This window comes from Nocardia vermiculata NBRC 100427, from assembly GCF_001613265.1.
Lineage (GTDB): Bacteria > Actinomycetota > Actinomycetes > Mycobacteriales > Mycobacteriaceae > Nocardia > Nocardia vermiculata.
The window spans coordinates 1-23,270 of sequence record NZ_BDCA01000005.1; the positions used below are offsets into that span (position 1 = coordinate 1).

Annotated in this window: 23 protein-coding genes; 9 read left to right on the plus strand and 14 right to left on the minus strand. The window is 66.5% G+C overall.

All coding sequences use genetic code 11. The features are described from left to right. Window positions 1–208: 208 nt before the first annotated feature. Window positions 209–934 carry a TetR/AcrR family transcriptional regulator gene (locus NV2_RS08065; RefSeq protein ID WP_067870937.1) on the minus strand — a complete coding sequence of 242 codons (726 nt, stop codon included), beginning with the start codon at window positions 932–934 and terminating at the stop codon, window positions 209–211. A gap of 67 nt (window positions 935–1,001) precedes the next feature. On the opposite strand from NV2_RS08065, the gene NV2_RS08070 reads away from it, so the two are divergent. Then, window positions 1,002–2,552, plus strand: a complete 1,551-nt coding sequence (locus tag NV2_RS08070; RefSeq protein ID WP_067870938.1) for an FAD-dependent monooxygenase — start codon at window positions 1,002–1,004, stop codon at window positions 2,550–2,552. Between the two features lie 318 nt (window positions 2,553–2,870). Here NV2_RS08070 and NV2_RS08075 read toward each other — a convergent pair whose 3' ends face one another. After that, window positions 2,871–3,524, minus strand: a complete 654-nt coding sequence (locus tag NV2_RS08075) for a TetR/AcrR family transcriptional regulator (RefSeq protein WP_067870939.1) — start codon at window positions 3,522–3,524, stop codon at window positions 2,871–2,873. 23 nt (window positions 3,525–3,547) lie between these two features. Between NV2_RS08075 and NV2_RS32155 the strand changes: the two genes are divergently transcribed. After that, entirely contained in the window at window positions 3,548–3,676 is a 129-nt protein-coding gene (locus tag NV2_RS32155) for a DUF1905 domain-containing protein (RefSeq protein ID WP_245662501.1), read from the plus strand. A 19-nt stretch (window positions 3,677–3,695) separates the two neighbouring features. Here NV2_RS32155 and NV2_RS08080 read toward each other — a convergent pair whose 3' ends face one another. From NV2_RS08080 to NV2_RS08095, 4 genes are all read right to left on the minus strand, one after another. Beyond that, on the minus strand, window positions 3,696–4,043 hold the full coding sequence (locus NV2_RS08080; RefSeq protein WP_067870940.1) for a hypothetical protein: 348 nt from the start codon (window positions 4,041–4,043) through the stop codon (window positions 3,696–3,698). A gap of 84 nt (window positions 4,044–4,127) precedes the next feature. After that, entirely contained in the window at window positions 4,128–4,907 is a 780-nt protein-coding gene (locus NV2_RS08085) for an IclR family transcriptional regulator (RefSeq protein ID WP_067870941.1), read from the minus strand. 123 nt (window positions 4,908–5,030) lie between these two features. Next, window positions 5,031–6,245, minus strand: coding sequence for a cytochrome P450 family protein (locus tag NV2_RS08090; protein WP_067870942.1), 1,215 nt, complete (start codon window positions 6,243–6,245; stop codon window positions 5,031–5,033). A 10-nt stretch (window positions 6,246–6,255) separates the two neighbouring features. Next, the gene (locus NV2_RS08095; RefSeq protein ID WP_245662502.1) at window positions 6,256–7,530 is read right to left on the minus strand and encodes a cytochrome P450 family protein; all 1,275 of its coding nucleotides are present in this window, start codon (window positions 7,528–7,530) and stop codon (window positions 6,256–6,258) included. 242 nt (window positions 7,531–7,772) lie between these two features. Between NV2_RS08095 and NV2_RS08100 the strand changes: the two genes are divergently transcribed. Beyond that, window positions 7,773–8,285: a mycothiol transferase gene (locus NV2_RS08100; protein ID WP_067870943.1), complete on the plus strand. Its 513-nt coding sequence runs from the start codon at window positions 7,773–7,775 to the stop codon at window positions 8,283–8,285. Window positions 8,286–8,318: 33 nt separating this feature from the next. Here the strand turns inward: NV2_RS08100 and NV2_RS08105 are convergent, their stop codons facing one another. Then, window positions 8,319–10,913: a cytochrome P450 gene (locus tag NV2_RS08105; protein ID WP_084474231.1), complete on the minus strand. Its 2,595-nt coding sequence runs from the start codon at window positions 10,911–10,913 to the stop codon at window positions 8,319–8,321. Window positions 10,914–11,094: 181 nt separating this feature from the next. Here NV2_RS08105 and NV2_RS08110 point away from each other — a divergent pair, with 181 nt between their 5' ends. Beyond that, window positions 11,095–12,375 carry a glycosyltransferase gene (locus NV2_RS08110; protein WP_067870944.1) on the plus strand — a complete coding sequence of 427 codons (1,281 nt, stop codon included), beginning with the start codon at window positions 11,095–11,097 and terminating at the stop codon, window positions 12,373–12,375. A 23-nt stretch (window positions 12,376–12,398) separates the two neighbouring features. Continuing rightward, entirely contained in the window at window positions 12,399–13,127 is a 729-nt protein-coding gene (locus NV2_RS08115) for an ABC transporter permease (protein ID WP_067871182.1), read from the plus strand. 21 nt (window positions 13,128–13,148) lie between these two features. On the opposite strand, the gene NV2_RS08120 is transcribed toward NV2_RS08115, so the two are convergent. From NV2_RS08120 to NV2_RS08130, 3 genes are read right to left on the minus strand one after another with little or no spacing between them, the layout of a single operon-like run. Then, entirely contained in the window at window positions 13,149–13,970 is an 822-nt protein-coding gene (locus tag NV2_RS08120) for a hemerythrin domain-containing protein (RefSeq protein WP_067870945.1), read from the minus strand. Next, window positions 13,967–14,584 carry a COG4315 family predicted lipoprotein gene (locus NV2_RS08125; RefSeq protein WP_084474155.1) on the minus strand — a complete coding sequence of 206 codons (618 nt, stop codon included), beginning with the start codon at window positions 14,582–14,584 and terminating at the stop codon, window positions 13,967–13,969. The genes NV2_RS08120 and NV2_RS08125 overlap by 4 nt, the downstream gene beginning before the upstream one ends. Further along, the gene (locus NV2_RS08130; protein WP_245662526.1) at window positions 14,581–15,630 is read right to left on the minus strand and encodes a cytochrome c oxidase assembly protein; all 1,050 of its coding nucleotides are present in this window, start codon (window positions 15,628–15,630) and stop codon (window positions 14,581–14,583) included. Before NV2_RS08130 ends, NV2_RS08125 begins: the two co-directional genes overlap by 4 nt. A 311-nt stretch (window positions 15,631–15,941) precedes the next feature. Here NV2_RS08130 and NV2_RS08135 point away from each other — a divergent pair, with 311 nt between their 5' ends. Beyond that, window positions 15,942–17,651, plus strand: coding sequence for a chloride channel protein (locus NV2_RS08135; protein ID WP_245662503.1), 1,710 nt, complete (start codon window positions 15,942–15,944; stop codon window positions 17,649–17,651). Here NV2_RS08135 and NV2_RS08140 read toward each other — a convergent pair. The 3 genes from NV2_RS08140 to NV2_RS08150 form a co-directional block, all read right to left on the minus strand. After that, entirely contained in the window at window positions 17,593–18,081 is a 489-nt protein-coding gene (locus tag NV2_RS08140; RefSeq protein WP_067871183.1) for a MarR family winged helix-turn-helix transcriptional regulator, read from the minus strand. The genes NV2_RS08135 and NV2_RS08140 overlap by 59 nt on opposite strands. Window positions 18,082–18,206: 125 nt before the next feature. Then, window positions 18,207–18,896, minus strand: coding sequence for a hypothetical protein (locus tag NV2_RS08145; RefSeq protein ID WP_067870948.1), 690 nt, complete (start codon window positions 18,894–18,896; stop codon window positions 18,207–18,209). A gap of 31 nt (window positions 18,897–18,927) precedes the next feature. Then, on the minus strand, window positions 18,928–19,599 hold the full coding sequence (locus NV2_RS08150; RefSeq protein WP_084474160.1) for a TetR/AcrR family transcriptional regulator: 672 nt from the start codon (window positions 19,597–19,599) through the stop codon (window positions 18,928–18,930). Between the two features lie 89 nt (window positions 19,600–19,688). Between NV2_RS08150 and NV2_RS08155 the strand changes: the two genes are divergently transcribed. Further along, a complete protein-coding gene (locus NV2_RS08155; RefSeq protein ID WP_084474162.1) occupies window positions 19,689–20,165 on the plus strand; it encodes a DUF4345 domain-containing protein in 477 nt (158 codons plus the stop codon). A gap of 28 nt (window positions 20,166–20,193) precedes the next feature. Here NV2_RS08155 and NV2_RS08160 read toward each other — a convergent pair whose 3' ends face one another. Next, window positions 20,194–20,796 carry a TetR/AcrR family transcriptional regulator gene (locus NV2_RS08160; RefSeq protein WP_067870949.1) on the minus strand — a complete coding sequence of 201 codons (603 nt, stop codon included), beginning with the start codon at window positions 20,794–20,796 and terminating at the stop codon, window positions 20,194–20,196. A 173-nt stretch (window positions 20,797–20,969) separates the two neighbouring features. Between NV2_RS08160 and NV2_RS08165 the strand changes: the two genes are divergently transcribed. Then, window positions 20,970–22,346, plus strand: coding sequence for a flavin-containing monooxygenase (locus tag NV2_RS08165; protein ID WP_067870950.1), 1,377 nt, complete (start codon window positions 20,970–20,972; stop codon window positions 22,344–22,346). Next, window positions 22,343–23,269, plus strand: a complete 927-nt coding sequence (locus NV2_RS08170) for an alpha/beta hydrolase (RefSeq protein ID WP_067870951.1) — start codon at window positions 22,343–22,345, stop codon at window positions 23,267–23,269. Before NV2_RS08165 ends, NV2_RS08170 begins: the two co-directional genes overlap by 4 nt. Window position 23,270 lies beyond the last annotated feature (1 nt).

The window sequence follows — 23,270 nt, forward strand, 5'->3', positions numbered from 1 at the left end:
CAACCGGCCCCGGAACCATGGTTCCGGGGCCGGTTTTCGTTCGGGTCGGCATCATGTTCGGCGCCATTGAGGGCGGTCATCTCCAGGGCGATGTCGTCCTCACCGCCTGATGTCGCCAAGGGTTCGCCCGCGAACGGGAATCCGGCTCGGGCGGTGCCGGAAGCTGCAGCGTGACGTCGGGACCTGCAACGAGCATCGCAATCTCCGGCTACGACTCCCCCTCGGTGGCGGAGAGGGTCGCGGTGATTCCGCCCAGGAGGTTGTTCAGCCCGAACTCGAATCTCGCGTCGGCATCCTGGTCGTCGGCGTACTGGATGCGGCGGTTGAAGTAGGGGTATTTTCCGGATTCGACTACAGCCGTTACGTACTCGCCGACGGCGTTCTGCCACTCCCGCTCGGTCATGCCGGTGCGGCGTTGGGTTTCGGCGTCGGCGAGTTCGGCTGCGGCGCTGCCGACGACGTAGGTGTTGATCGCGTGGGTCACCATGGTCGCTTGGCTCGGGTCGCCGGTCGCGGCGTCGATCAAGCCCAGCTGATAGTCGGCAACGCGAAGGACATTGGGGCCCAATGCGGCTCGACGCGATGCCTGCTCGGCCAACCATCCGTGCCGCAGCAGGAGCTTACGAAAACGGCGGGCATGCGCAGCCAAGCCGGAGATCACCTCCTGCTCACCTTCGGGAAGTTCGAACTCCGTGTACACCGCGTCGATCATCAACTCGATCAACTCGTCCTTGCTCGCGATATGGCGGTACAGCGATGTGGTGCCGGATTTCATCTCGGTGGCGATCCGTCGCATCGAGAGAGCGTCGAGGCCTTCGGCGTCCGCCAACGCAACCGCGGTGGCCACGATCCGAGCCTCGGTGACGGCCGGTCGCCCGGCGGCGGGGCGTTCGCGCATCCAGACCAGGGCGGCGGGCTGTGACGGAGTGGGCATAGACGCATCCTACGTTCCGGGTACAGTGTTCCCTAAGACGGGCACGGTGTTCCCAAAGGAGATTTTCATGTCGGATGTTTCGGTTCTCATTGTCGGTGGCGGCACGGTCGGCCTGGCCACCGCGGTTTTCCTCGGGCACCATGGTGTGCGGTCGATGGTCGTCGAGCGACGGTCGGCACCGTCCAACCACCCGCGGGCACTCGGCATCAGCCCGCGCAGTCTGGAACTCTTCCGCGAGGTCGGTTTGCGTGCGGAGCTCGACGCAGTCGCCGTTCGCTCGGCGCTACCGTGGCGGGCCGAAGCGCGAACGGTCGCCGACGTCGGCGCACCACCCGAACGGATCTCCGCTGCCGGGTGGCACGGCGATGACATATCGCCGGAGATCTCACGCGGACACTATCCACAGCATCGGATCGACTCGGTGCTGATCCCCGCCGCTCGTCGGTGTGGCGCCACGGTCGAATTCGGTGTTGCGTTGGACCATCTCGAACTCGACGAGGAGGCAGTGCGGGCAACTCTTTCCGATGGCAGGACCATTCGGGCCGACTACGTGATCGGTGCCGACGGTGTGCACAGCACGGTGCGCAGCCAACTCGGCGTGACGGTATCGGGGCCGGGGGAAATCGGCGGCACCAATATGAACATCCTCTTCGCAGCGGATCTGGTGGGTCGCTTCGGTGCGATGCCGGTGATGACGCAGATCGAGCATCCCGAGGTCAATGGCATCATGCTCGGTGTAGGAGAGGGGGAGTGGGTGTTGCACGTGCCGATCGAGAACGGCACAACTCTCTCGCCCGAACAGTGTGTACGTGCCGTCCGGACGGCGATCGGTGATCCCGTTCCGGTCGAGGTGCTCAATGCCGTTCCATGGCGAGCGACCGCTCGAATGGCTGACGAATTCCGGTGTGGCCGAGCCTTTCTCGTCGGTGACGCGGCCAGGGCGATCTCTCCACTCGGTGCGTTCGGTTTGAATACCGGCTTGGCCGACGCGCACAACGTGGCGTGGAAGCTCGCGATGGTGATCGCCGGGCGGGCGGGTGACGCGCTGCTGGACACCTACCACGACGAGCGGCACCCGGTCGCTCGAACGGTCACCGAACAGGCGCTGCTGCGACTGGAAAACCCACGGCTGCACTGGGATCCGAATGCGGCAGCGGAACGCGCCGCTGCTGGTCTGTACAACGCACCGGTGGTGACGATGGCGCTGCGGTACGCCTCGACCGCGATCGTCGACCCCGTGCCGGAGCTTCCGTCAACCGAGGACCTGGTGGCCGCCCTGGACGGAGCGCCCGGTTCGCACCTGGCTCATCACTGGGTCGAACGAGGTGTTTCCACTCAGGACCTCAACCGGTCACACTTCGCGATCCTTACCGGTCCCGACGGGCATGGTTGGTGTGATGCGCTCCAAACCTTGCCGGTAGCAAGAAGTTCGGATATCCGTGGCGTGACCCTCGATGCGGCGACTGCGGCGGCGATAGGGGTCGCGCCTGCCGGCGCGATCCTGGTGCGACCGGACAACTACATTGCCTGGCGCACCCAGGGGCCCGCGGATGCCGAGCGACTCGCGGACATCATCGCGACAGTGACGGCGATGCCGGTATCAAGTCCCGTCGGCTGAGGTGCCCGCGCGTCGTGCCGCTCCGGGACGCGACCGCGGTGCTGTTCGGCCGCCGCAGCCACGGGGCTGTCGAACATATCCGCCACGCCCTCGGGTCCGCCGGCGCCATCGTCTCGAGTCCGAAGGATCGCGGAGTCCGAGCCCGCGGCCGAACACACCCTGCTGTACGAACGCCTGATCAGCACGCTCACCGACATCGCACCAGGAATCCGCCTCTGCTCCAACGCTTCACCCGAAACCGCCGTCGACGCTCTCCGCCGTTGGACGCAACCTGCGTGGCAATGAGCCGCGAGGGGTGCGGGTGGATTCCGCAGTGTGTCACCGCGTGCAGTACGCGGCGATGAATGTGCGCGCGGCTGCTGCGGCCTGAAGTTCGCGATCTGTTGCCGGCGGGGGTGTGGACGGGACGAACATGGCGCGGTCCTGTGCGATGGACAGTGCCAGGTAGACGAAATGCGCGGCGGCCAGACGAATGTCGTCGGTGTGCAGCAGGCCCGAATCGGAGTAGGGGGCCAGGTGCTCTGCGACGACATCGATTCCACGCGCGGGTGCTCGCTCGTAATAGTTCGCGGCCAGATCGGGAAACTGTTCTGCTTCGGCGATGACGAGTCGTCGCAGCGACAGCACATGGGGCTGCAGCACGCTGTCGAGATAGACCCGCGCCACCGCTCGGAGCGTGGTGTCGAGTTCTGCGCAGGTGTGTGCCGGCGCGTCGGTGAATGCGGCCGTGATGCGCTCGATGATCGTGTCGGAGTTCTGCGTGACGCCCTCGACGATTTCGCGGAACAGTCCCTCTTTGTCGGTGAAATGCTTGTACACCGTCTGCTTGGAAACACCGGCGGCGGTGGCCACGTCGTCCATGTTGGTGCCGCGGAAGCCGTTACGCAGGAACAGATCGGTGGCTGCGGTAAGGATTGCTCGGCGCTTCTGCGGAGTCCGGCCGAAGGTTTCCGGCGGGGAGGTTCGGCTCATGGCACTATCCGACAACCATCGGCGTGCGCGGGGGCCGCTATTTGGTGTCATTCAATGCCGAGACCCGCAAGCGGACGGGGCGCGGTGCCGGCGACGAGGTCGACGTGGAGTTGGTGGTCGATCCGGAGCGAGACAGCGCGGCGCGCGGCTGAGGTTCGGCAACCACATCGCTCACCCCCTGGTGGCCTGATCGGGCACCGTCGTGTTGAAGACCTCGTAGAAGTGCTGGCCGGGCAGCACTTCGTTGATGCTGTGCCATGCACCCCACGGGTCACGCTGATAGAAGTGCTCCAGCCCGGTGCCGTCGTCGTAACAGACGATATTCGTGGTCCCGAACGGGCTCCAATACACCTCGGTGCCGGCGCGAGGCATGTCGACCGGGGTACGGAACAGGTGCTCGCACGGGCTGATCACGGGGTCGTAGATGGTGGGTTCGGCGGCGGCTGCCGGGGCGAGTACGGCAAGCCCCGCAGCGGCGATCACGACGGCGGTAAGACCTCGACGGGCAGGGGAACGCATCAATTCTGCTCCTCACCGGGCGGAAGGGTTCCTACGTGTGGATACCGAAGTTACCGTCGGTGCCGTTCGATCGATGGTCGACCGCTATGGGTCGACCATCGGGTTTATTGCGGCAGACTTGGTGATCCTTGCGGCTGTGGTGAGTAATGGTCCGACCAATTCGTGTCTCATTTGCGCGAGTGGCCCACAGATGGATATTGCGGCGGTCGTAGTGTGGCCGTTGCTGGTGTTCGCGTGGCCGGCACTTACTGTGGTTGCCACGCACCCTATGTCGACCAGCGCTTCGCCACGGTCCTGGGCGAACCCATCATGGCGAACTCGGGCGAGCTCTTTCGCAAGCAGGCCCCGGTCGGTGATGGTTGCTGAAGTACTACGTTTCATCGAGCCGAACGCGGGGTCCTCCAGGTGTTCGTCACCTTCGGCCGCCAGCAATGCTTTTCCGAGGGCGGTGCGATGCGCCGGCTGATGTCCGCCGATGCGGGTTGGTATGCGAATGCCGATCGCACCGGGAAGCTTCTCCCAATAGACGACGTCGGTGCGATCGAGATACGCCAGGTGAACGACCAACTGGGTACGTTCCTGTAATTGAGCGAGGTGCGGATAAGCGAGTCGGTGAAACCAATGGTTACGCACGGCTTCGGATCCCAACTCGAACATCCGGGTACCCAGCTCGTAGGAGTCGCCGACGCGTAACAGCCAACGAAGCTTCACCATGCGCTCCAAGAGCCGGTGCGCCGAAGACCGGGGGATGCCGGTCACCATCGCGATCCGCGAGAGTGTCAGATGCCCTTCCAGCTCGAGCGCTTCCAGGACGAGCTCGACACGTGCGAGCAACGACGCCGGCGGTTCCGGCTGTTTCGGCATAACGATCCTCCGACCAGCCTCGGCGACAGTCTCACTATCTTCAGCGACACCCGATCATACGTCCACGAGGCCACGGTGGCTCCCGATTAGCTGAATACACGTCGGTGGGAGAACGAGACGAACCTATCCCAGATACACCGGCAGCGAGGTGTGTCCGTTGGAGATGAAGCTGCCGATCGGCGTCAGCTCGGAGGGCTCCACGGCGAGGCGCAGGTTCGGGAACCGCTCGAACAGTGCCGGCAGTGCGATCGCCGCCTCCATCCGGGCCAGCGGTGCTCCCAGGCAGTGGTGGGCGCCGTGGCCGAAAGCGAGATGTTCCTTGTTCTTCCGGTGCACGTCGAAGGCACCGGCGGTCTCACCGTGCAGCTTCGGATCACGGTTCGCCGCCGCGTAGGAGGCGAGAATGGGCTCGCCCTTCGGAATACGGATCTCGCCGAGTTCGATGTCCTCCACCGCATAGCGCAGCGGCAGATGCGCGACCGGCGACTGATGCCGCAGGGTTTCCTCGATCAGCTCGGTCCACGCCACCTTGCCGGAAGTCACGTCCTCGCGCTGCTGCTGATAGGTCAGCAGCGCCGTGATCGACTGGTCGAGCAGGTTCACGGTGGTTTCGTGGCCGGCGTTGATCACCAGCATGATGGTGTCGATCAGTTCCTTCTCCGACAGCACCGTGCCGTCGTCGGCATGTGAAGTGATCATCACGCTGGTGATGTCGTCGCCCGGAGTTTCTCGCCGGAATGCCACCAGTTCACCGATCAGGCGGCCCATCTCGATGTAGTTGGCCTGCGCCTGCTCGGGGGTGAACGAGGTGTCGAAGAAGCCGTCGACACAGGCATGGATGGGATCGTCGAGGTGCTCGGGCACACCGAGCAGTTCGCTGATCACCCGGATCGGCACCGGATAGGCATAGTTCGGGCGCAGATCGACGACCTCGCCGGGCGTCATGGCATCCAGTTTGGACAGCAGATCGGCGACGATCGTCTCGATCCGGGGCCGCATCGCGGTGGTGCGACGATGCGTGAACGCGGGGGCGACCAGTTTGCGCAAACGGCGATGGTCGGTGCCGTAGGCGGTGAACATGTTCTGTGCGGCGATCCACGGCTGCAGTGGCCACGTTTCGTCGATCTCGCCGCTGGCGTAGGCGGGCCAGTGCCGGCGCGGATCCTTCGACACCCGTGGATCGGAGAGCAGGTTCTTCAGTGTGACGGCGTCGGTCACCGACCAGGCCGGCACGCCGCCGGGAAGCTCTACCAGCGCGGCGGGGCCGCCTGCTCGGATCCGCTCGTTCTCGGCCTGGATATCCGCACCGGTCAGGTCGAGCACAATCGGTTGGTTCATCGGAAGCTCCTTACACCAAATTCAACGGAGGTGATGCGGGGAAGGTGACCGGAAGGGCGGCCATGGCGCGGTGGAACGGGCCCGGGCGCCAGCTGATTTCGCTGGGGTCGATGCTCAGCCGAACCTCCGGCAGCGCGTCGAGCAGCTGATCGATCGCATCCTGCACCACCAGGTAGGCCACCGAGCGGGCCGGGCACGCGTGCGGGCCCGCGCTCCAGGCCAGGTGGGAGCGGTTGCCGGTGCGGTCGCCCCCGGCGATCACCGGATCGTTGTTGCATCCGGCCAGGCTGATCACGACCGGCTGGTGCGCGGGCAGCCAGGCATTGTCGATCAGAATCGGCTGGCGCGGATAGCTGATGGAGAAGTTGGCCATCGGCGGGTCCTTGAACAACACCTCGTCCAGTGCATCTCGCGTGGACAGGCTGCCGCCGAGGAAGGTGCCGCCGAAACGCTCGTCGGTGATCATCAGCAGCAGCGTGTTGACGATGAGGTTCTGCTGCGGTTCGATCGCCGCGCCGTAGAAGCTGATCAGGTTGTAGAGCATCTCCTCGTCGGAGAGGTTCGCCGGATGATGGGCCATGCGCGAGGTGACGTCGTCGCCCGGCTCGGCGCGGCGCAGCGCGATCAGCTCCATCAGCGCCTGGCTCAGGTGTTCCATACCCCAGGCCGCGTTGACCGTGTCGAACAGGGCGGCCATGCCGGTGGCGACGCGCTGGCCCAGTTCGGCCGAACAGCCCACGATATTGTTGACGGCCTCGAAGACCAGCGGGAAGGCATACTGCGACACCAGATCGGCCGAACCCGTTTCGCAGAAGGTATTGATCAGCGGGACGGCGATCTTCTCGACCGTGGTGTGCAGCTTGTGCAGGTCGATACCATCGATCGCGGCCGTGTACGCCTGGCGGTAGCGCAGGTGGATATTTCCGGCGTTGCGCAGTGCGTTGGGATACCACTGCATCATCGGGCGCACCGGGCAGTCCTCGGGCACGGATTCCTGCCAGGTCCGCGGATCGGCCGGAAAATGCTCGGGATCGTTGAGGATCCGCAACGCGGTGTGATAGCCGATCACCAGCGTCGCGGGTACTCCGGGCGACAGTTCGATCGGCACCAGGGAGCCGTAGCGGCGGCGCATCTCCTGGTAGGTGCCGTGCGGATCGGCGGCGAATTCCGGTGTGTCCAGCAGGATTCGGGGATCGTCGGAATCGACCGGTGATCCGGTGTGCTGGACCGGGCATCGGGGCGAGGCACCGGGGACCGCGGACAGTGCAGAACGTGGTGTGGTCAAGAGAGGAGACTCCAGAGAATTAACCGTCGAGCACGATAAAGGCTACGCTGTCGGTAGCGTTCCTACAGCGTCACCTCACATCTGTTGTGGGACAATAGGCTTCGAACCCCCCAGCCAGGATGCTCGTAAACCGGACTGTCGGCCAGGGTAGCAGGAATTCGCCGAACTCTCTGTGAGAGTTCTGCTCCGGAACCTGCTGCGGCATCCTCGAACCTGTCGGCGCCATGTGATTGCATATTTCTATGACAAGCACCGATCTGCTGATAGACGCCTTCGGGCGAATCAAGGAGAACGTGCACGGCGCGGTCTCCGGCCTCACTCAGGAGGAACTGGGGGCCCGGCTCGATCCGGGCGCCAATTCGATCGCCTGGCTGGTCTGGCATCTGACCAGGGTTCAGGACGACCATGTCTCCGAGGTAGCCGACTCCGAACAGGTCTGGACCTCCGCCGGCTGGGCGAGCCGTTTCGAGCTACCGTTCGACGATGCCGCCACCGGGTTCGGCGACAGCTCCGCCGATGTGGCTGCCCTCGGCAACGTCTCGGCCGAGTTGCTGCTCGGCTACCACGACGCGGTACACGACCGCACCGTCGAATACGTCCGCGGACTCTCGGACGCTGATCTGCCCCGAGTGGTGGATACCAACTGGGACCCGCCGGTGACGCTGGGGGTGCGGTTGATCAGTGTCGTGGACGACGACATCCAGCATTCCGGGCAGGCCGCCTTCATCCGTGGGGTGCTGCTGCGGCGCCGCTAGATCCGATCGCCGGGTGACCGACCGCTCCCGGCGTCATCGGCTGCGCGCTCGCAGTGTCACCGGGATCGCGGAGGGGGAGAGGACGAAATCCCGGTTCGAGGCGCGTACCCGATACCCCGGATCGGGGACCGGCTCCCACCGGGCCAGCAGCGCGGCCGCGGCGAGGGTGATCTCCAGCAGCGCGAAGTGGTCGCCCAAGCAGCGGCGGCGGCCGACGCCGAAGGACAGATTCGCCTTCTTGTCGACCTCGTCGCTGCGTTCGGGTGACCACCGGTCCGGGTCGAAGGCCTCCGGGTTCGGGAAGTGTCGTTTGTCGTGCTGCACCAGGTATGGGCTGAACATGATGGCGGTCCCGTCGGGGATGGTCAGTCCGCCGACCGGCACCGGGCCCGAGGCGTTCCCGGCGCTGATCCACGGCCCCCAGAAGCGGAGCGTTTCGGAGACAACCTGTTTCAAATAGGGGAGGCGGGCGAGGTGATCTGCACGTACCGGTCCGTCGCCGATCACCTCGTCGAGTTCGCGGCGCAGCCGCTCGCCGATATCGGGGCGCCGCATCACCTCGTGCCATACCCAGCCGGTCAGCGAGGCCATCGATCCCACACCACCGGCCAGCATCAGGATCGCTTCGTCGATGATGTGCTCGTCCGAGAGCCGGGCGCCGGTTTCCGGATCGGTGTGGCGGATCAGCGCCGACACCACATCGTTGAAATCCTCGTCGCGGCGGCGATACTCGGCGATCGCCGCGCCGATGGCGGAACGCAGGTGACGCGCCTTGCGCTCCCACCGCCGATTGGCGATCACCCGCAACCGCCGGACCTGCGGCGGCATCGCGGTGCGCACGATCACCTGGCTGAGCAGCCACGGCACATTGTCCCGGATCTGGCGCCGCGCCGCGGCGCTGAACTCGGCGGTGAACAGGGTCGAGGACACGGTATCGAGGATCAGGCCGTGGGCCTCGTCCATCAGATCCACGCGGCCACCCGGCCGCAGCCCGGACGACCAGGTGTCGGCCAGTTCGGCTGCGGTCACCGTGTATTCGGCCAGCCGGCTCTGGCGCAGTGCCGGTGCGATCATCCGGCGCCGCAGTTTGTGTTCGGCCCCGCGCAGCACATTCACCGAACCGCCCGCCACATCCTCGATGGCCTCGCGCAGGTCGTCGCGGTTCAGTTCGGCGTCGCCGAGACCGACCTCGCGCACCAACTCCGGTGTGGTCAGCACGTATCCGGTCTTGCGGCCGAATCGGATCCGCACGATCGGGCCCAGATCCGCGAGCGAGGTGACGAATCCGGGCGCGTCCCGCAGCGCCCGCAGGCTGTGCCCGAGCAGCGGCACCGCACCCGGTGCGGTGGGCACATCCGCGAGTCGCTGCGGCACTGCCGGTTGCGCCCTCGGCTCGTTGTCGGCGCGAGCCTGCCGATACACCGCCACGATGGCGTCGATGCGGTCGGACTGGCGCACCGACGCACGCGATGGTGCCAGCGCGGCGCGCATGGTGGCCACGGCGGCACGGTCGGCGGCGAGAGCTGCGATGGTTTCGGCCATCGCCGCGGGGGACGGACCCGCACTGCGCGCACCCGCACCGCCAGGAATGGATTCGGCCAGATCAGGATCGCAATACAGGATGGGCAGCCCCACCGCGACGGCCTCCAGCAGCACCATGCCCTGTGTGTCGAACCCCCAGGAGGGGAACAGCAGGGCATCCGCGCCCGCCATCGCCTCGAGACACTGCTGCTGCGAAACCCGCCCGTGCAGGGTGATTCTGCCGGTGAGTCCGTTCTCGGTGACGATCGCGGCAGCGCGCTCGGACAGATCACCGTCGCCGTAGACGTCCAGGGTGCAGTCCGGCACCCGGCGCACGGCTTCGATCGATTCCAGCAAGCGCTTCTCGGCGGACAATCGTCCGCACCAGATCAACCGCAGCGGGCCGGTGGACGGCTGTTCGTCGACCTCGTGGCCGGCGCCGGCCGGCAGCGTCTGCGTGTGCTGCAGCAAGGCGTCGTCGACCCCGTTGGACACCACCCGCAACGGCCGCGTCAGGCCGTGGGTGCGCAGCAGGCGCGCGAAATGCTCGGTCGGCGCGATCACCCGATCGGCCGCCTGAGCCTGGCCGACGATGGTGTGCCAGGCGTGGCGGGCCGCCCGGCTCTCGGCTGTGCGCGGCATCCGGCTCGGATGGGAGACGAAGCGGCCGTGCAGGGTTCGCAGCGCCAGCGCGGACAGCAGCGGCGCCGGTGCGGTGTGTTCGATGAACGCATCGTCGCGACTCTGCGCGGTGTGCACCAGCGGAATCCGATGCCGGCGCGCCGCACGCATTCCTGCGATCGCGACGCCATAGGTGGTGTGGGTGTGCACCAGATCGATCGGCCCGCGCGCGGCGAACGCGGCGTCGATCAGCGCGGCGTTGCGAGCGGTGGGCAGCACCATCGGAAAGCCGTTCACCACGGCACCGGCCAACGGTGCCAGCTCGACCACACCCTCGTCCGGGTCGGGTGCGATGCCCGGCTGCGGCGCGACGAACAACGTCACCCGATGCCCGGCCCGTTCCAGGCCGTGCCGCAACGACGCGACGGCGGTTTGCACACCGCCCAGCGTCGCAGGGTGATAGTCCATGAACATGGCGATATGCACGCCCGGCACGATACCTACGTGCGCGGTGGTCTGAGAGCCCATATCGATGCCATCGGGTTTCCGAGCCGAAAATGTTGCGCTCGCGACGAAAGTGGAGATAACTCGGCATGATGTCTCGGGGAACGACTGTCCGGGGGCCGGCTGTGCGGCCCGCCCAGGCTCGCCGCGCGGAGGTGGCACCGTGAAGATCGCGATACCGTTGACCGGCACTCGCGGCGATGTGCAACCGGTGCTCGCGCTCGGGCTGGAGCTGCGCCGTCGCGGCCATGCGGTGCTGCTGGGGGCGCCGCCGAATCTGGTGGACTTCACCAGATCGGCGGGGCTGGACGCGCGCGCCTGCGGTCCTGATGTGCAGCAGCTCTACAGCTCGGAGGAGGGGCAGCGCGCACTGGCGACCGGCAACACGCTGCGGCTGATGCAGATGGTGGCCACCCAGATGTCCGGCTATGCCGAGCAGATGAACCGCGAAGTGGTCGACGTCTGCGCCGATGCGGAACTGATCGTGTGCAGCACCGTCACCGAGGACCGCGCCTCGTCGGTCGCCGAGGCGATGGATGTTCCGCTGGTCAGCCTGCACTACTACCCGGCCCGGGCCAACAGCGTCTACCCGTTTCCGGGGGCACTACCCGCACACTGGGCACCGCCCGCTCCGGTCAACCGGGCCACCTGGGCGGTGGCGGAGAATCTGCGGCGGGTTGTGTTCATGCGATACCTCAACGATCTGCGTGGCAGCCTGGGGCTGCCGAAATCGCGGGCGAGCGTCGCAGCGGTGATGGCCCGCCGCGGCATCCCCGAAGTCCAGATCTACGATCCGGCGCTGGTGCCGGGCCTGCCCGCACAATGGGATGCGCGCCGCCCGTTCACCGGCTTCCTGACCCTCGATCAGGACACGCGCCGGGCGATCGGCGAACTCGGCGACGACCACACCGACGTGCTGGAATGGGCTCGAGCGGGGGAGCCGCCGGTGTTCTTCGGCTTCGGGAGTATGCCGATCGCCGACCCGGCCGCGGTGGTCGAGATGGTGGAGCAGGTGGCTCGCCGACTGGGAATTCGCGCGCTGATCAGCGCCGGCTGGAGCGGTTTGGAAACCGCCGGCACCCTTCCCGACAGTCAGGTCCGGGTATTCGGACCGTTCGCGTTCGACAAGGTGCTGCCGCACTGCCGGGCAGCGGTGCACCACGGCGGTATCGGAACCCTGTTCGAGGGACTGCGCGCCGGACTGCCGACGCTGGTGTGCTCGGTCTCGTTCGAACAGCCGATGTGGGGTGGACAGGTACAGCGCCTCGGTCTCGGTGCGCATCTGCGCTTCACCGACCTCACCACCGAACGACTGGTGGACGGCGTGGCCACCCTGCTCGCACCCGAGCGCCGCGCCCACGCCACGGAATTCGCCGCGACACTGCGCACGGAGGGGGCTGCCGCCCACGCCGCCGACATCGTCGAAGCAGCCGCCCGGTGCTGACGGTCGCCGCCGATTCGGCGGTGATGTTCCGCCGCTGTGTCCGCCACACCCTGCGCAGTCCCGATACCCTGATCATCTCGCTGCTGATGCCGATTCTGGTGATGATGCTGTTCACCTATGTCTTCGGCGGCGCGATCGAAGTCGGTGAATCGTATATCGACTACGTGGTGCCCGGGATCATGCTGTTGTGCACGGGTTTCGGGGCGTCCATCACAGCCACCGCGGTATCGGCGGATATGACCAGGGGCAGCATCGATCGTTTCCGTACCCTGCCGATGTTCCGGCAGGCGATCCTCGCCGGGCACGTGGGCGAAGGGGTGGCACGCAACATGCTGGCGATCGCCGTGGCGGTGGTCGTGGCACTGGCGCTCGGCTTTCGCCCGCATGCCGGCCTGCTGGGATGGTCGGGTGCGATCGCGATGATGGTGCTGTTCGTCGTGGCGATCTCGTGGATTGCGGTAGCGCTCGGGCTGGTGGCGAAGAATCCCGAGGCCGCGGGCGGTATGACGTACGCGATCATGTTCATCCCGTACATCAGCAGTGCCTTCGTGCAGACCTCGACCATGCCGGGCTGGTTGCGCGGGTTCGCGGAGTATCAACCGGCGACACCGGTGGTGGATACCGTTCGGGGATTGTTGAATTCGGCGCCGGTCGGGAACAGCGCACTGCTCGCCGTGCTGTGGTGTGCAGCTTTGGCGGTCGTGGGATTCGGTGCGTCGAGCATGGTGTTCGCCCGCCTGTCGCATCGATAGGGCGCCTGCGTCGTGGGCCGCTCAATTAGGTATCGGAGGGGTGAAGCCGGCGAGGTCGTGGATGCCGAGCTGTTGTTCGATCCGGTCGACCTGATCGAGGTAACCCGACATTCCCTGATCGCCGAACCTTTTCTGCTGTGCTTCGGCGATCTGTTCGGAGACCTGGTCGAAAACGCTGCCGTCCGCGGTTACATCCCGGAAGGCCGGGAAGACGACGGTGTCCTCGCGTGCCTCGTGTGGCTCGTACATGGTGATGAACTGGTTCAGGGTGCGCGCGAGTGCAGCCCGGCTCTCGGCGGTGGCGAATCCGGGCGCCGCGCCCGTGCCGGGCATGTCCATCGTGGTCGACGACTGGATCACTGCGATGGTCAGCTTGCGTCCCACATCGTGCTGAATCAGCAGATTACGGATGGTGTCTCGCAGTTTTCCGGCGCGCAGCAGGCGAGGGAAGATGTATCCCTCCTCGATACCCTCGTGGAAGTCTTCGATGTAGGAGTGCACCATCTGCGCGGAATGGAACAGCGCCGCGGGATCGAGCTCGTCGCCGGTGTTCAACCGGTCGGCACACTCGCGATAGATCAGCAGAATCCGTTTGAGCAGACCGTGATCGGTCATCAGTTCCTCGGTCGCGGGTACCACCGGCGTGCTGGGTGCGGCCGCGAGGGCGTGCTGCGTTGCGAGGGTGAGCCCGGTCCCGATCGCCAGTCCTCCGATGCCGATGCCACCGAGTAGCATCGCTCGGCGGTTCGGACCGGCCCGATCGGCCGATTGTGGGAGGTGGCTGGGCCAGGTGGTGTCGCTGTGACGGCTCGGTTCCTGGTCGTGGCGCTGTTGGTCGGTCACCGGTGTGCCCCGTTCGTGTTCGGCATGGTAGTCGGCGGGACCTGGCTCGTTCCGGGCATCGCCGTTGTCGTGGGCGGGCCGCTGACGAGGTAGGTGCCCTCGGGCATCACGCCCTGCTGGTCGGGCGGCACCAGCGCCTTGCCGTCGGCGTTCACCACGAACCAGGAATCTCCGTTGAGGTTCAGGCCCTGACCGTTGGCCTGGCCGGGGTCGACGTCGCCGGCGTACGCGTAGAGCGGATGCCCCGCGTAGGTGGCGATCCGCTCGCCGTCCGGTCCGGACATCGTGGCCAGTAGATTCCGGTGCACACCGTTTCCGGCGCGCAGATCCTCACCGTCGGGCACGATGACCGGCGGCCAACTACCCAGGCAGGCATCGCTGCAGCCGAGGGAACCAGCGGTGTCGGCCGGGAACAGGTACAGGGTGTAGCCGCGCGCATCGACCAGGACGGGTCCCAGGTTTCGGACTTCGTGCAGGCCGATGACGACCGGGCCGGGCTTCGGTTCGACCAGCGGTTGCGGGCCGCCCACCGGTGGTCCGGTTGTGGTGGTCCCGCACGCCGCCACGGTGGCAACGGTTATCAGGGAAAATAGAAGTGTCAGAACGGTTTTCATAGCAGGTGATCCCGGGCGTCGGAGCGGGCTGTCGCTGCGGTGGTCGAAGTGTCCGGTCGTGCACCGGTACGGACGCCGCCGTGTGTGCCCGAGCGAGGTCCGTTCAGCTCGGCCATCCGCGCGTTGTACGCATCGAGTGCGGCCTGTTCATTGTCGATATCGGTGGTCGCGCCGGTCGCGCCCAGCAGGGAGCGGGAGCGGATGCCGTCCAGCCAGGGGCCCAGGCTGCTGTCGCGGTCGCCGGTGCGTACCCATTGACCGGCGACAATGATCATGATCACCATCATCAGGCCGTCGCCACCGAGCCACATGACGATCCCGGCCAGGTTCTGGTCGGCCAAGGCACTGGGGCCCCAGTCTCGTGCGGCCGCGTACGCCGGGGCGCGCACGGTCGACGACATCATCAGGGTGACGCCGACCAGGGTGTCCGGGCCGACACATGCTGCCAATACGACCAGGCGCAGTGCATACGGCCGCTTCGGTTCGACCGTCGATTCGTCGCCGGCCAACGGCAGTAACAACAGATAGCCGGTAACCAGGTAGAGCACGAGCTCGGCGTCGTGGATCCACATATGTGTCGACATGGCCTGCTGGAAACCGGTGAGATGGGTCAGCAGCAGGACAGCGCTGTAGAGCGGCAGGGTGAATCGAGGCGAAACCGAGATCCGGAAGATTCGGCTCGCGCGCACGCGGTCGATCGTCGCGGCCGTGCCGGGACCGGCGGTGTCGTGCAGCAAGCGGATCGGCTGTGCCCACACCAGCAGTGCCGGAATCACCATGATCAGCAGCAGGTGCACCACCATGTGCACGGAGAACAACACGTGCGAGTAGGTCCCGAACCAGCCGTCGAGGGCAAGGACTGTCAGCCCGAGTGCGCTCAGCCAGCAGATCGTTCGCAGCGGGGGCCAGTGCAGGCCGCGGCGCGTCGCCCGCCACAGCGCGGCGAGGTAACCGGCTGCGGCGGCCACGACGAGAGTGATCACCATGGGGGACCAGGTCCACGTGGTGACAATCGTCGCCCCGGTCGGCGGTGGGATGCCGAACATGCCGGTCACGGCCGGCCTCCAAAAACGAGCACAGTACAATTGTTGCACTGTGCATGCTTTTGGTTTCGAGTGAGGGGGGTCGAGTGGTAGTGCGGTCTTCGGACGCGGTCGGCGTGCGGTGGTGGTCACTTCCGCTGCCCGCCCGGACGCCATGGCGGCAGTGGTTGCGGGACAGTCGTGGGGGTCTGGTTCTGCTGTCGCTCCTGATCGGAGCCGGCGCGGGCGGCGGGGCAGTCGTTTTCCGGTGGCTTATAACGACTTTCACGCAGATACTGTCCGGGTATTCCGACTATTCCGCAGTCGGTCACGCAGTGAATTCGCACATCCCGGCGCTGGGCCCGTGGTTCGTGGTGCTGGCGCCGGTGGTGGCGGGTCTGATCTACGGACCGTTGGTCTACCGGTTCGCGCCCGAGGCACGCGGACACGGTGTGCCCGAGGTGATGTACGCCGTCGCCGAACGTGGTGGCCGGATTCCACCGCAGGTGACCGTCGTGAAAGCACTCGCATCAGCGCTGTGTATCGGTGGTGGCGGCTCGGTCGGCAGAGAGGGGCCGATCGTGCAGATCGGTTCGGCGTGGGGTTCGAGCGTCGGCCGGTTGACCAGGATCTCGGAGCGTCGCTTGCGAATACTGGTCGCCTGCGGTGCGGCCGGTGGAATCGCGGCCACCTTCAACGCGCCGATCGCCGGGCCCTTCTTCGCGATGGAGCTGATCCTGCGGGACTTCGCTGCGGAATCGTTCGGTGCGGTGGTGCTGTCCAGTGTGACCGCCGGCGTGATCGGCCGGGCAGTCCTGGGAAACGCGCCCTTTCTGGACCTGCCCGCGTTCGCGCTGCGATCGGGCTGGGAATACGGCGCTTTCGCTCTGCTCGGGGTGGTGGTCGGAGCGGTCGGTGTCGGATTCACCCATGTGCTGTACCGCATCGAGGATCTGTGTGACTGGGCGTGGCGCGGGCCCGAATGGTTGCGCCCGGCGGCCGGTGGGCTGCTCTTGGGGGTGGTGTTGCTGGTATTGCCGCAGATGTACGGTGTCGGCTACCCAGTGCTGTCGGATGCCATCGATGGTCGATACGCACTCTGGATGCTGCTCGTGCTCATGGTCGGGAAGATGCTCGCGACGAGCCTGACGATCGGAATCGGCGGCTCGGGCGGGGTGTTCGCGCCGTCGCTGTTCATCGGTGCCATGGCCGGTGCCGCGTTCGGACTCGTGGTCCACCAGCTGTTCCCCACGGCGACGGCCGCACCGGGCATGTACGGGCTGATCGGTATGGGCGCGGCCTTCGCGGGTTCGACCCGGGCCGCGATCACCGCGGTCATCATCCTGTTCGAACTGACGGGTGAGTACTCGATCATGCTGCCGCTCATGCTGGCCGTCGTCGTCGCGGCCGGATTTTCCCGGGTGCTGTCCGCGGAGACGATCTATACGCTGAAGCTGACCCGCCGCGGCGTGGACCTCGATGCGGCTCATGCGGGTCCGGCCGCTCGGCTGGAACACATCCGGGTCGCTCAGGTGATGGAGCCGTGCCCGCCGCCGGTGGCCGCAGCGGCCACGGTCGACGAGGCGCGCCGTGCCGTCCGGTCCTCCGGGCACTCGATGGTGCCCGTCATCGGAACCGACGGCCGATATCGGGGATGTATTACAGCGGCCGCCGTTGCCGAGACGCTCGCCGACACCGAATCGGGTGACCGCACGGCAGCCGGCCTTGCTGTGTTACCCCGAACTGTCACCGAAACCAGCACGCTGGCAGCATCTCTCGATGTGCTGGCGGAAGAACCCGGGACCGGGGTGCCGGTAGTCGCCGACTCCGGGGAGAACGTCACTGGTTGGCTGACACACAGTGCCGTCCTCGGCGCGCTTCGTCCGACGAGCGCCACACCGCCTCACGATGCGGATCCGGTGCCGGTCCCCGCATCGAGTTCCGTGGGGTGGACCGATCGCCGGGCCGGCCGCGGCGACACCGTCGCTAGAGCTGGTATTCGTCGATCTCGTAGCCCGGCGGTGGTTCACCACCGGCGGCGGTGAACGCGGTCAGCGCGTGGACCAGACCGTCCCGGTCGGCGACCGGCATCCGTGCGGCGACGGCGGCGATCTCGTTGCGGCGGTGAGCGGTTGCGGTATCGACCACCTGTCGGCCTCGCTCGGTGAGCGCCACGATCTGCTCCCGGCGTGAATCGGGATTGGTGCGCCGGTGCAGTAGCCCATTGCCGACGAGCCGGTCGACCATGCGGGTAGCGGTGGAGGGCTGCACATTCAGCAATCCGGCCAGCGTCGCCAAATTCGCCGGTCCCCGGCTGGACAGGATCACCAAGGTGCGGAACTGCGGAACCGTGATCGTCTCGTCGACCGCCGCGATGGATCGGGCCGACAGTGCGACCAGTAGTCGGGAGGCGGTCAGCAGAGCGTCCGTGAGCTCGTCGATATCGCGAGCTCGAGTCGACCCGGCCTTTGCCACCACACCCTCCAACCCATTGTTCGCGCACGTCGGCCCGACCCGGCCCGTGTCCGTACTGTCCAATTCTATTGGTCGCCGCAGCGGCATCTGCGGTCGGATCCGGGACGTAAGTGACCGCCTGCACGCTACCGCGTCCGGAGCCCGGCGAGCGCCGAGCGAACCTGGGCACGTGCGATCGTCCCGAGTTCCGCCCAGCTTGCCGCCTCCTGCTTGTCCTCGCGGCTGTAGCCGATCCGGACTCGAACCGAGACGTTGCCGTCCTGGGCCGCGGCCGCGTAGGCCCGATGGGCGGTGAGGTTGTCGGTGTTCTCCCAGTGCCAGTAGCCCTGGGTGCCGACGTCGGTCAGTGGTCCCGAATCCGTGCCCGGCCCCGCGTGGGTGACGGTGTCGGCATGTTTCCAGTGGTCGTAGAACGGGGGTGCGCTGCCGTTGGTGAACTCGACCTCCAGGAGCAGGTCGGCCCGATCGAAGGAATAGGCGCGGTCGGGCGCGGCGGTGTAGTCGAGGTGACAGCTCAAACTGCCCGCATCGTCGGCCGACGGGGGAATTTCCTTGTGGTCCGACAGGTTTCGCGGAGTGGGTGCCCATGCCGTCAGCGGCGCGGGATCGACCAGATCGCAGGCATTGCCGATCGTTGCCATCGAGTACGTCGCAGGCGCGGATGTCGCGGCGGGCGCGGGGGGTTCGCCACGCCCGAACCAGAATCCGGCTGCTACACCGATTCCCAACACCGAGAGTCCGGCCACGGCGCCCGTGACCAGCCACGCGGTGCGGGTGTTGCCGGATGCGGTGTGATCGTGGTCGTGCTGAAGCACCGTTACCCCCTCCGTGACGGCTCGTCCCCCGTCAGCTCCGGTCCGAGTGTATTCGGCGAACGCGTGATGCGGAGGAAACCCCGCTCGGCGCGGAGGCGTCGAGTCGTTGCGGTGGTGCGGTCAGAGCAAGGTGGGCGCCGGCGGTCGCATCCAACACGGCCATGCACATCCGGAGTACCTCGTCACGGGAGAGATGACGGCGCTCGAGCCATTCGACGCACACCTCGCGGATGAAGGCTATCCAGCCGGTCAGTGCCGTGGACGCGATCTCACGAGTGTGGCCGGTGGCGCCGCAGGCGTCGAGGATGCGTTCGCACAAGGTCTCGAGGTCCGCGTTCACCGGACCGCGCACTGCCGGGTCCGCGGCGAGGGCGCTGCGGTTCGCGATGAGAACCAGCGGCGTGTGGGCCTGGTAGAAGTCCAGGTGAGCGGCGAGAGCCCGGTAGACGGCGGTGCGGACCGGCTCGCCGGGGTCGATGCGAAGCTCTGCGAGCAGGCGGTCGTGGGCTCGTTTCCAGATCGCGGCGAAGAAATCTCCCTTGGTGGGGAAGTAGTGGTACATCAGCGCTCGGGAGGCGGTGGCGCGCGCTGCGATGTCCTCCATCGCGATCTCGTCGTACGCTCGTTCGCCGAACAATTGCGCGCCCGCGTCCATCAGTTCGTCGCGGCGCTGCTCGGGGGTGAGGCGGCGTCGGCTCGGCATCTGCTCATCGTAGGCGCGCGACCGTTGACGGTCGCCGGGTCGCAGGCTTACCGTAGAGCTTATTCAACAGCTGTCTAATAGGAGTCGGTATGCGGCGAGTATTGCAGGGCTGGTTGTTGTTGTTCGGGCTCGTGAGTGCGGGGATCGGAGTGGCCCACTTGTTCTTCGGGACCGCGAGCATCATCGGCGCCGGTTCCGTCGATGCCACCGTGGATTCGGATATGCGGTTCTACTCCGTGCTGTTCACTGCCTACGGTCTGGCATGGGTGTGGTGCGCGCGTGACGTCGAACGCAAGGTGAACATGATCAATGTTCTGGGAGCTGTCTTCTTCGTCGGGGGCGTGGCACGGCTGATCGCCTGGGCCGCTACCGGCGAACCCAACTGGTTCTATGTGCTGATGATCCCGGTCGAGCTGGTGATTCCGGTCCTCAACTACCTGTTGGTGCGCAGGGTTCGCGTTGTGACGGAACGTCGGACGGCAGGCTCGGTGGCCGATCGGCAGCCCACCGGCCGGACCGATCTCGGGCAGGTCGACGACCCGATGGTTCGTCCGCGGCCGTCTTGATCGGAGAGTTCCGTCGGAAGTCTGCAAATCATGAGTCCGGTGCCGCACGGAGGGCCGGAAGCAGGTACCGGCGCAGGTGGTGTTCGACGGCGGTGCTGTCGTCGGGGTCGATGGTGTCGCCGGGGACCGTGCCCAGGCTGATGAGGATGCGGGCCACCCATTCGGCGACCTCGGCGAGGTCGTGGTCGGGGTGTACCTCGCCGCGGGTGGCGGCACGGTGGATGTAGGGCCGCCAGAAGTAGGCCAGGGCGGGGACGAGTGCGGCGACACCGGCACCCGCGCAGGCAGCGAATTCCTCGGGCTCGTCGACCCGCAGGCGCATCAGGAGGGCGCCGGGGTCGTCGTAGGCACCGCGACCGATCCGTACCCCCAGGATGAGCTGCTCGGTGAAGGTGTCGAGGGTGTCGAGTTCGGCGCGGGCGTCGTTCCACCAGGTATCGGTGAGGCGCACGATCGCGGCGCCGATCAGGGCCGGCTTGTCGGGGAAATGCCGGTACAGCCAGGCGCGGGAGACCCCGGCTTCCTCGGCCACCTCCATCATGGTGGTGGCACGAATTCCCTTGGTCGCCAGCAACTTCTGCGTCGCTTCCAGTAGCCGGTCGACCACTGCCGTGGTCGTCGCCTCGCTCATCTGCCGCCCTTTCGCCGCGCCGCGGAACCGGCCTGCCGTGCGCACCGGAACCGGATCGCCGGGCCCGGGTTCGCAGAAAACCCTAGCAATGTGTGGACAGATCTGAGAATGTGTCTACTAGTAGACAGATATTGGAATCTGTCTACTCATGGTTCGGTGTGAAAGGAGTGGTGATGTATCGACCGCGTACCGCGGTGATCGGCGCCGGAATCAGCGGGTTGACCGCCGGTAAGATGCTCGGCGACTACGGAGTCCCGTATACGTGCTTCGAGATATCGGACCGCGTCGGCGGCAATTGGGCGTTCGGCAACCCCAATGGGCACAGCAGTGCCTACCGCTCCCTGCACATCGACACCTCGAAGCATCAGCTGTCGTTCCGGGACTTCCCGATGCCCGAGGAATTTCCGGACTTCCCGCACCACACCCAGATCAAGCAGTACCTGGACTCCTATTGCGAGGCGTTCGATCTGTACCGGTCGATCGAATTCGGAAACGGAGTCGAGCATGCGCGCAGGCTCCCCGACGGCGGCTGGGAACTGCGTACTCAGCGGGGCGAGGTACGGCACTTCGATTTCCTGGTCGTCGCCAACGGACACCACTGGGACCCGCGCTATCCCGAGTTTCCGGGTGAATTCACCGGCCGCACCATGCATGCGCACCATTACGTCGACCCGCGCACGCCGATGGATTTCTCCGATCAGCGGATCCTGGTCGTCGGGATCGGCAACAGCGCCGCCGACATCGCGGTCGAGTTGTCCTCGAAAGCCCTGGGCAACAAGCTGACCCTGTCCACGCGCTCCGGCGCCTGGATCGTGCCCAAGTACATCGCCGGCAAGCCGGCGGACAAGTACTACCGCACCAGCCCGTATATCCCGTTCTCGTGGCAACGCAAGATCGCGCAGTGGGGCCAGCCGCTCACGGCGGGACGCCCGGAGAACTTCGGCCTGCCCACCCCCAATCACAAATTCTTCGAGGCCCATCCCACCCAGTCGGTGGAACTGCCGCTGCGATTGGGGTCCGGTGATGTGATCCCGAAGCCGAACGTCGAGCGATTCGACGGCGAGACGGTCCATTTCGCCGACGGGACCTCCGACGACTTCGACATCATCATCTACGCCACCGGGTACAACATCACGTTCCCGTTCTTCGATCCGGATTTCATCAGCGCACCGGACAACAAGATCGACCTGTACAAGCGGATGTTCCTGCCCGGTATGGAGGATCTGGTGTTCGCGGGCTTCGCTCAGGCCACCCCGACCCTGTTCCCGTTCGTCGAATGCCAGGCCCGTCTGATCGGCGCCTACGCGGTCGGCCGTTACCGGCTGCCGTCCTCCGATGAGATGCGACGGGTGATCGTCGAAGAGCAGCAGCATTACACCGGCCATATGGTCCCGACCGCCCGGCACACCCAGCAGGTCGACTACTTCCTCTACGAACACGATATGCGGGCCAAGGAGATCCCCGCCGGTGCACGCCGGGCCGAGGTCTACGGACCGCCGCGGTGGGCACGGACGGGTGAGTCGGAACAGCCGGTGGGAGTGGGACAGTGACGGATTATCAGCAGGTCGGCTTCACCTCGAACGGAACCACCTGCGACGGATGGTATTTCGCCGGGCCCGCCGAGAGCCCGTTCGACGGCCCGGACGGCCGGCCCGTCGTGGTGATGGCGCACGGCTTCGGTGGCACCAAGGACTCCGGGCTCGAACCGTTCGCCCGGCAGTTGAGTGACGCGGGCCTGGCCGTGTTCGCCTTCGACTACCGCGGCTTCGGCGCCTCGGGAGGTGAACTACGCCAGCGGGTTTCGATGGCCGAACAGGCCGAGGACTACCGCGCCGCCTTGGCTGCGGCCGCCGGTCGCCCCGGTGTGGATCCGAAACGGCTGGTGGTGTGGGGCGTGTCGTTGTCGGGTGGTCATGCGTTGACCGTCGCGGCGGACCGGCCCGACATCTGCGCAGTGGTCGCGGTGGTGCCGCTGGTGAACGGGATGGCGGCGGGCCGGGTCGCTTTCGGTCAGGTCGGTGCCGCTGCGCTCGCCAAGTCGACGGTGACCAGTGTGCGCAGCGCACTGGCGGGCAAGCTCGGCGGCCGCCGCGTGATGATGCCGCTGGTCGGACGGCCCGGTGAACCCGCTGCCTTGACCGCGGAGGGCTATTACGACAGCTATACCGCTATTGCCGGCCCGACCTGGCGCAACGAGGTGGATGCAGCGATCGGCGTGGAGTTGGGCGGCTATCGCGCCGACCGGGCCGCGAGCCGGATCATCGCGCCCGTCCTGGTGCAGATCGCCGATTTCGACCGGGCGGCACCTCCGCATGCATCCGCGAAGGCGGGGTTCGCCGCACGTGCCGAGGTGCGCCACTATCCCTGCGACCATTTCGACGTCTTCGCGGGCGGGGACTTCTTCGAGGCCGCGGTCCAGCATCAGGTGCATTTCCTGACGCGTCACCTCGCGCCGAATCAGGTTCCGGCGTAGC

Bases quoted from the DNA above. Each gene is read 5' to 3' on its own strand.
- NV2_RS08065 (WP_067870937.1), bottom strand. From the start codon at position 934: ATGCCCACTCCGTCACAGCCCGCCGCCCTGGTCTGGATGCGCGAACGC.
- NV2_RS08070 (WP_067870938.1), top strand. From the start codon at position 1,002: ATGTCGGATGTTTCGGTTCTCATTGTCGGTGGCGGCACGGTCGGCCTG.
- NV2_RS08075 (WP_067870939.1), bottom strand. From the start codon at position 3,524: ATGAGCCGAACCTCCCCGCCGGAAACCTTCGGCCGGACTCCGCAGAAG.
- NV2_RS08080 (WP_067870940.1), bottom strand. From the start codon at position 4,043: ATGCGTTCCCCTGCCCGTCGAGGTCTTACCGCCGTCGTGATCGCCGCT.
- NV2_RS08085 (WP_067870941.1), bottom strand. From the start codon at position 4,907: ATGCCGAAACAGCCGGAACCGCCGGCGTCGTTGCTCGCACGTGTCGAG.
- NV2_RS08090 (WP_067870942.1), bottom strand. From the start codon at position 6,245: ATGAACCAACCGATTGTGCTCGACCTGACCGGTGCGGATATCCAGGCC.
- NV2_RS08100 (WP_067870943.1), top strand. From the start codon at position 7,773: ATGACAAGCACCGATCTGCTGATAGACGCCTTCGGGCGAATCAAGGAG.
- NV2_RS08115 (WP_067871182.1), top strand. From the start codon at position 12,399: ATGTTCCGCCGCTGTGTCCGCCACACCCTGCGCAGTCCCGATACCCTG.
- NV2_RS08125 (WP_084474155.1), bottom strand. From the start codon at position 14,584: ATGAAAACCGTTCTGACACTTCTATTTTCCCTGATAACCGTTGCCACC.
- NV2_RS08130 (WP_245662526.1), bottom strand. From the start codon at position 15,630: ATGTTCGGCATCCCACCGCCGACCGGGGCGACGATTGTCACCACGTGG.
- NV2_RS08150 (WP_084474160.1), bottom strand. From the start codon at position 19,599: ATGCCGAGCCGACGCCGCCTCACCCCCGAGCAGCGCCGCGACGAACTG.
- NV2_RS08155 (WP_084474162.1), top strand. From the start codon at position 19,689: ATGCGGCGAGTATTGCAGGGCTGGTTGTTGTTGTTCGGGCTCGTGAGT.
- NV2_RS08160 (WP_067870949.1), bottom strand. From the start codon at position 20,796: ATGAGCGAGGCGACGACCACGGCAGTGGTCGACCGGCTACTGGAAGCG.
- NV2_RS08165 (WP_067870950.1), top strand. From the start codon at position 20,970: ATGTATCGACCGCGTACCGCGGTGATCGGCGCCGGAATCAGCGGGTTG.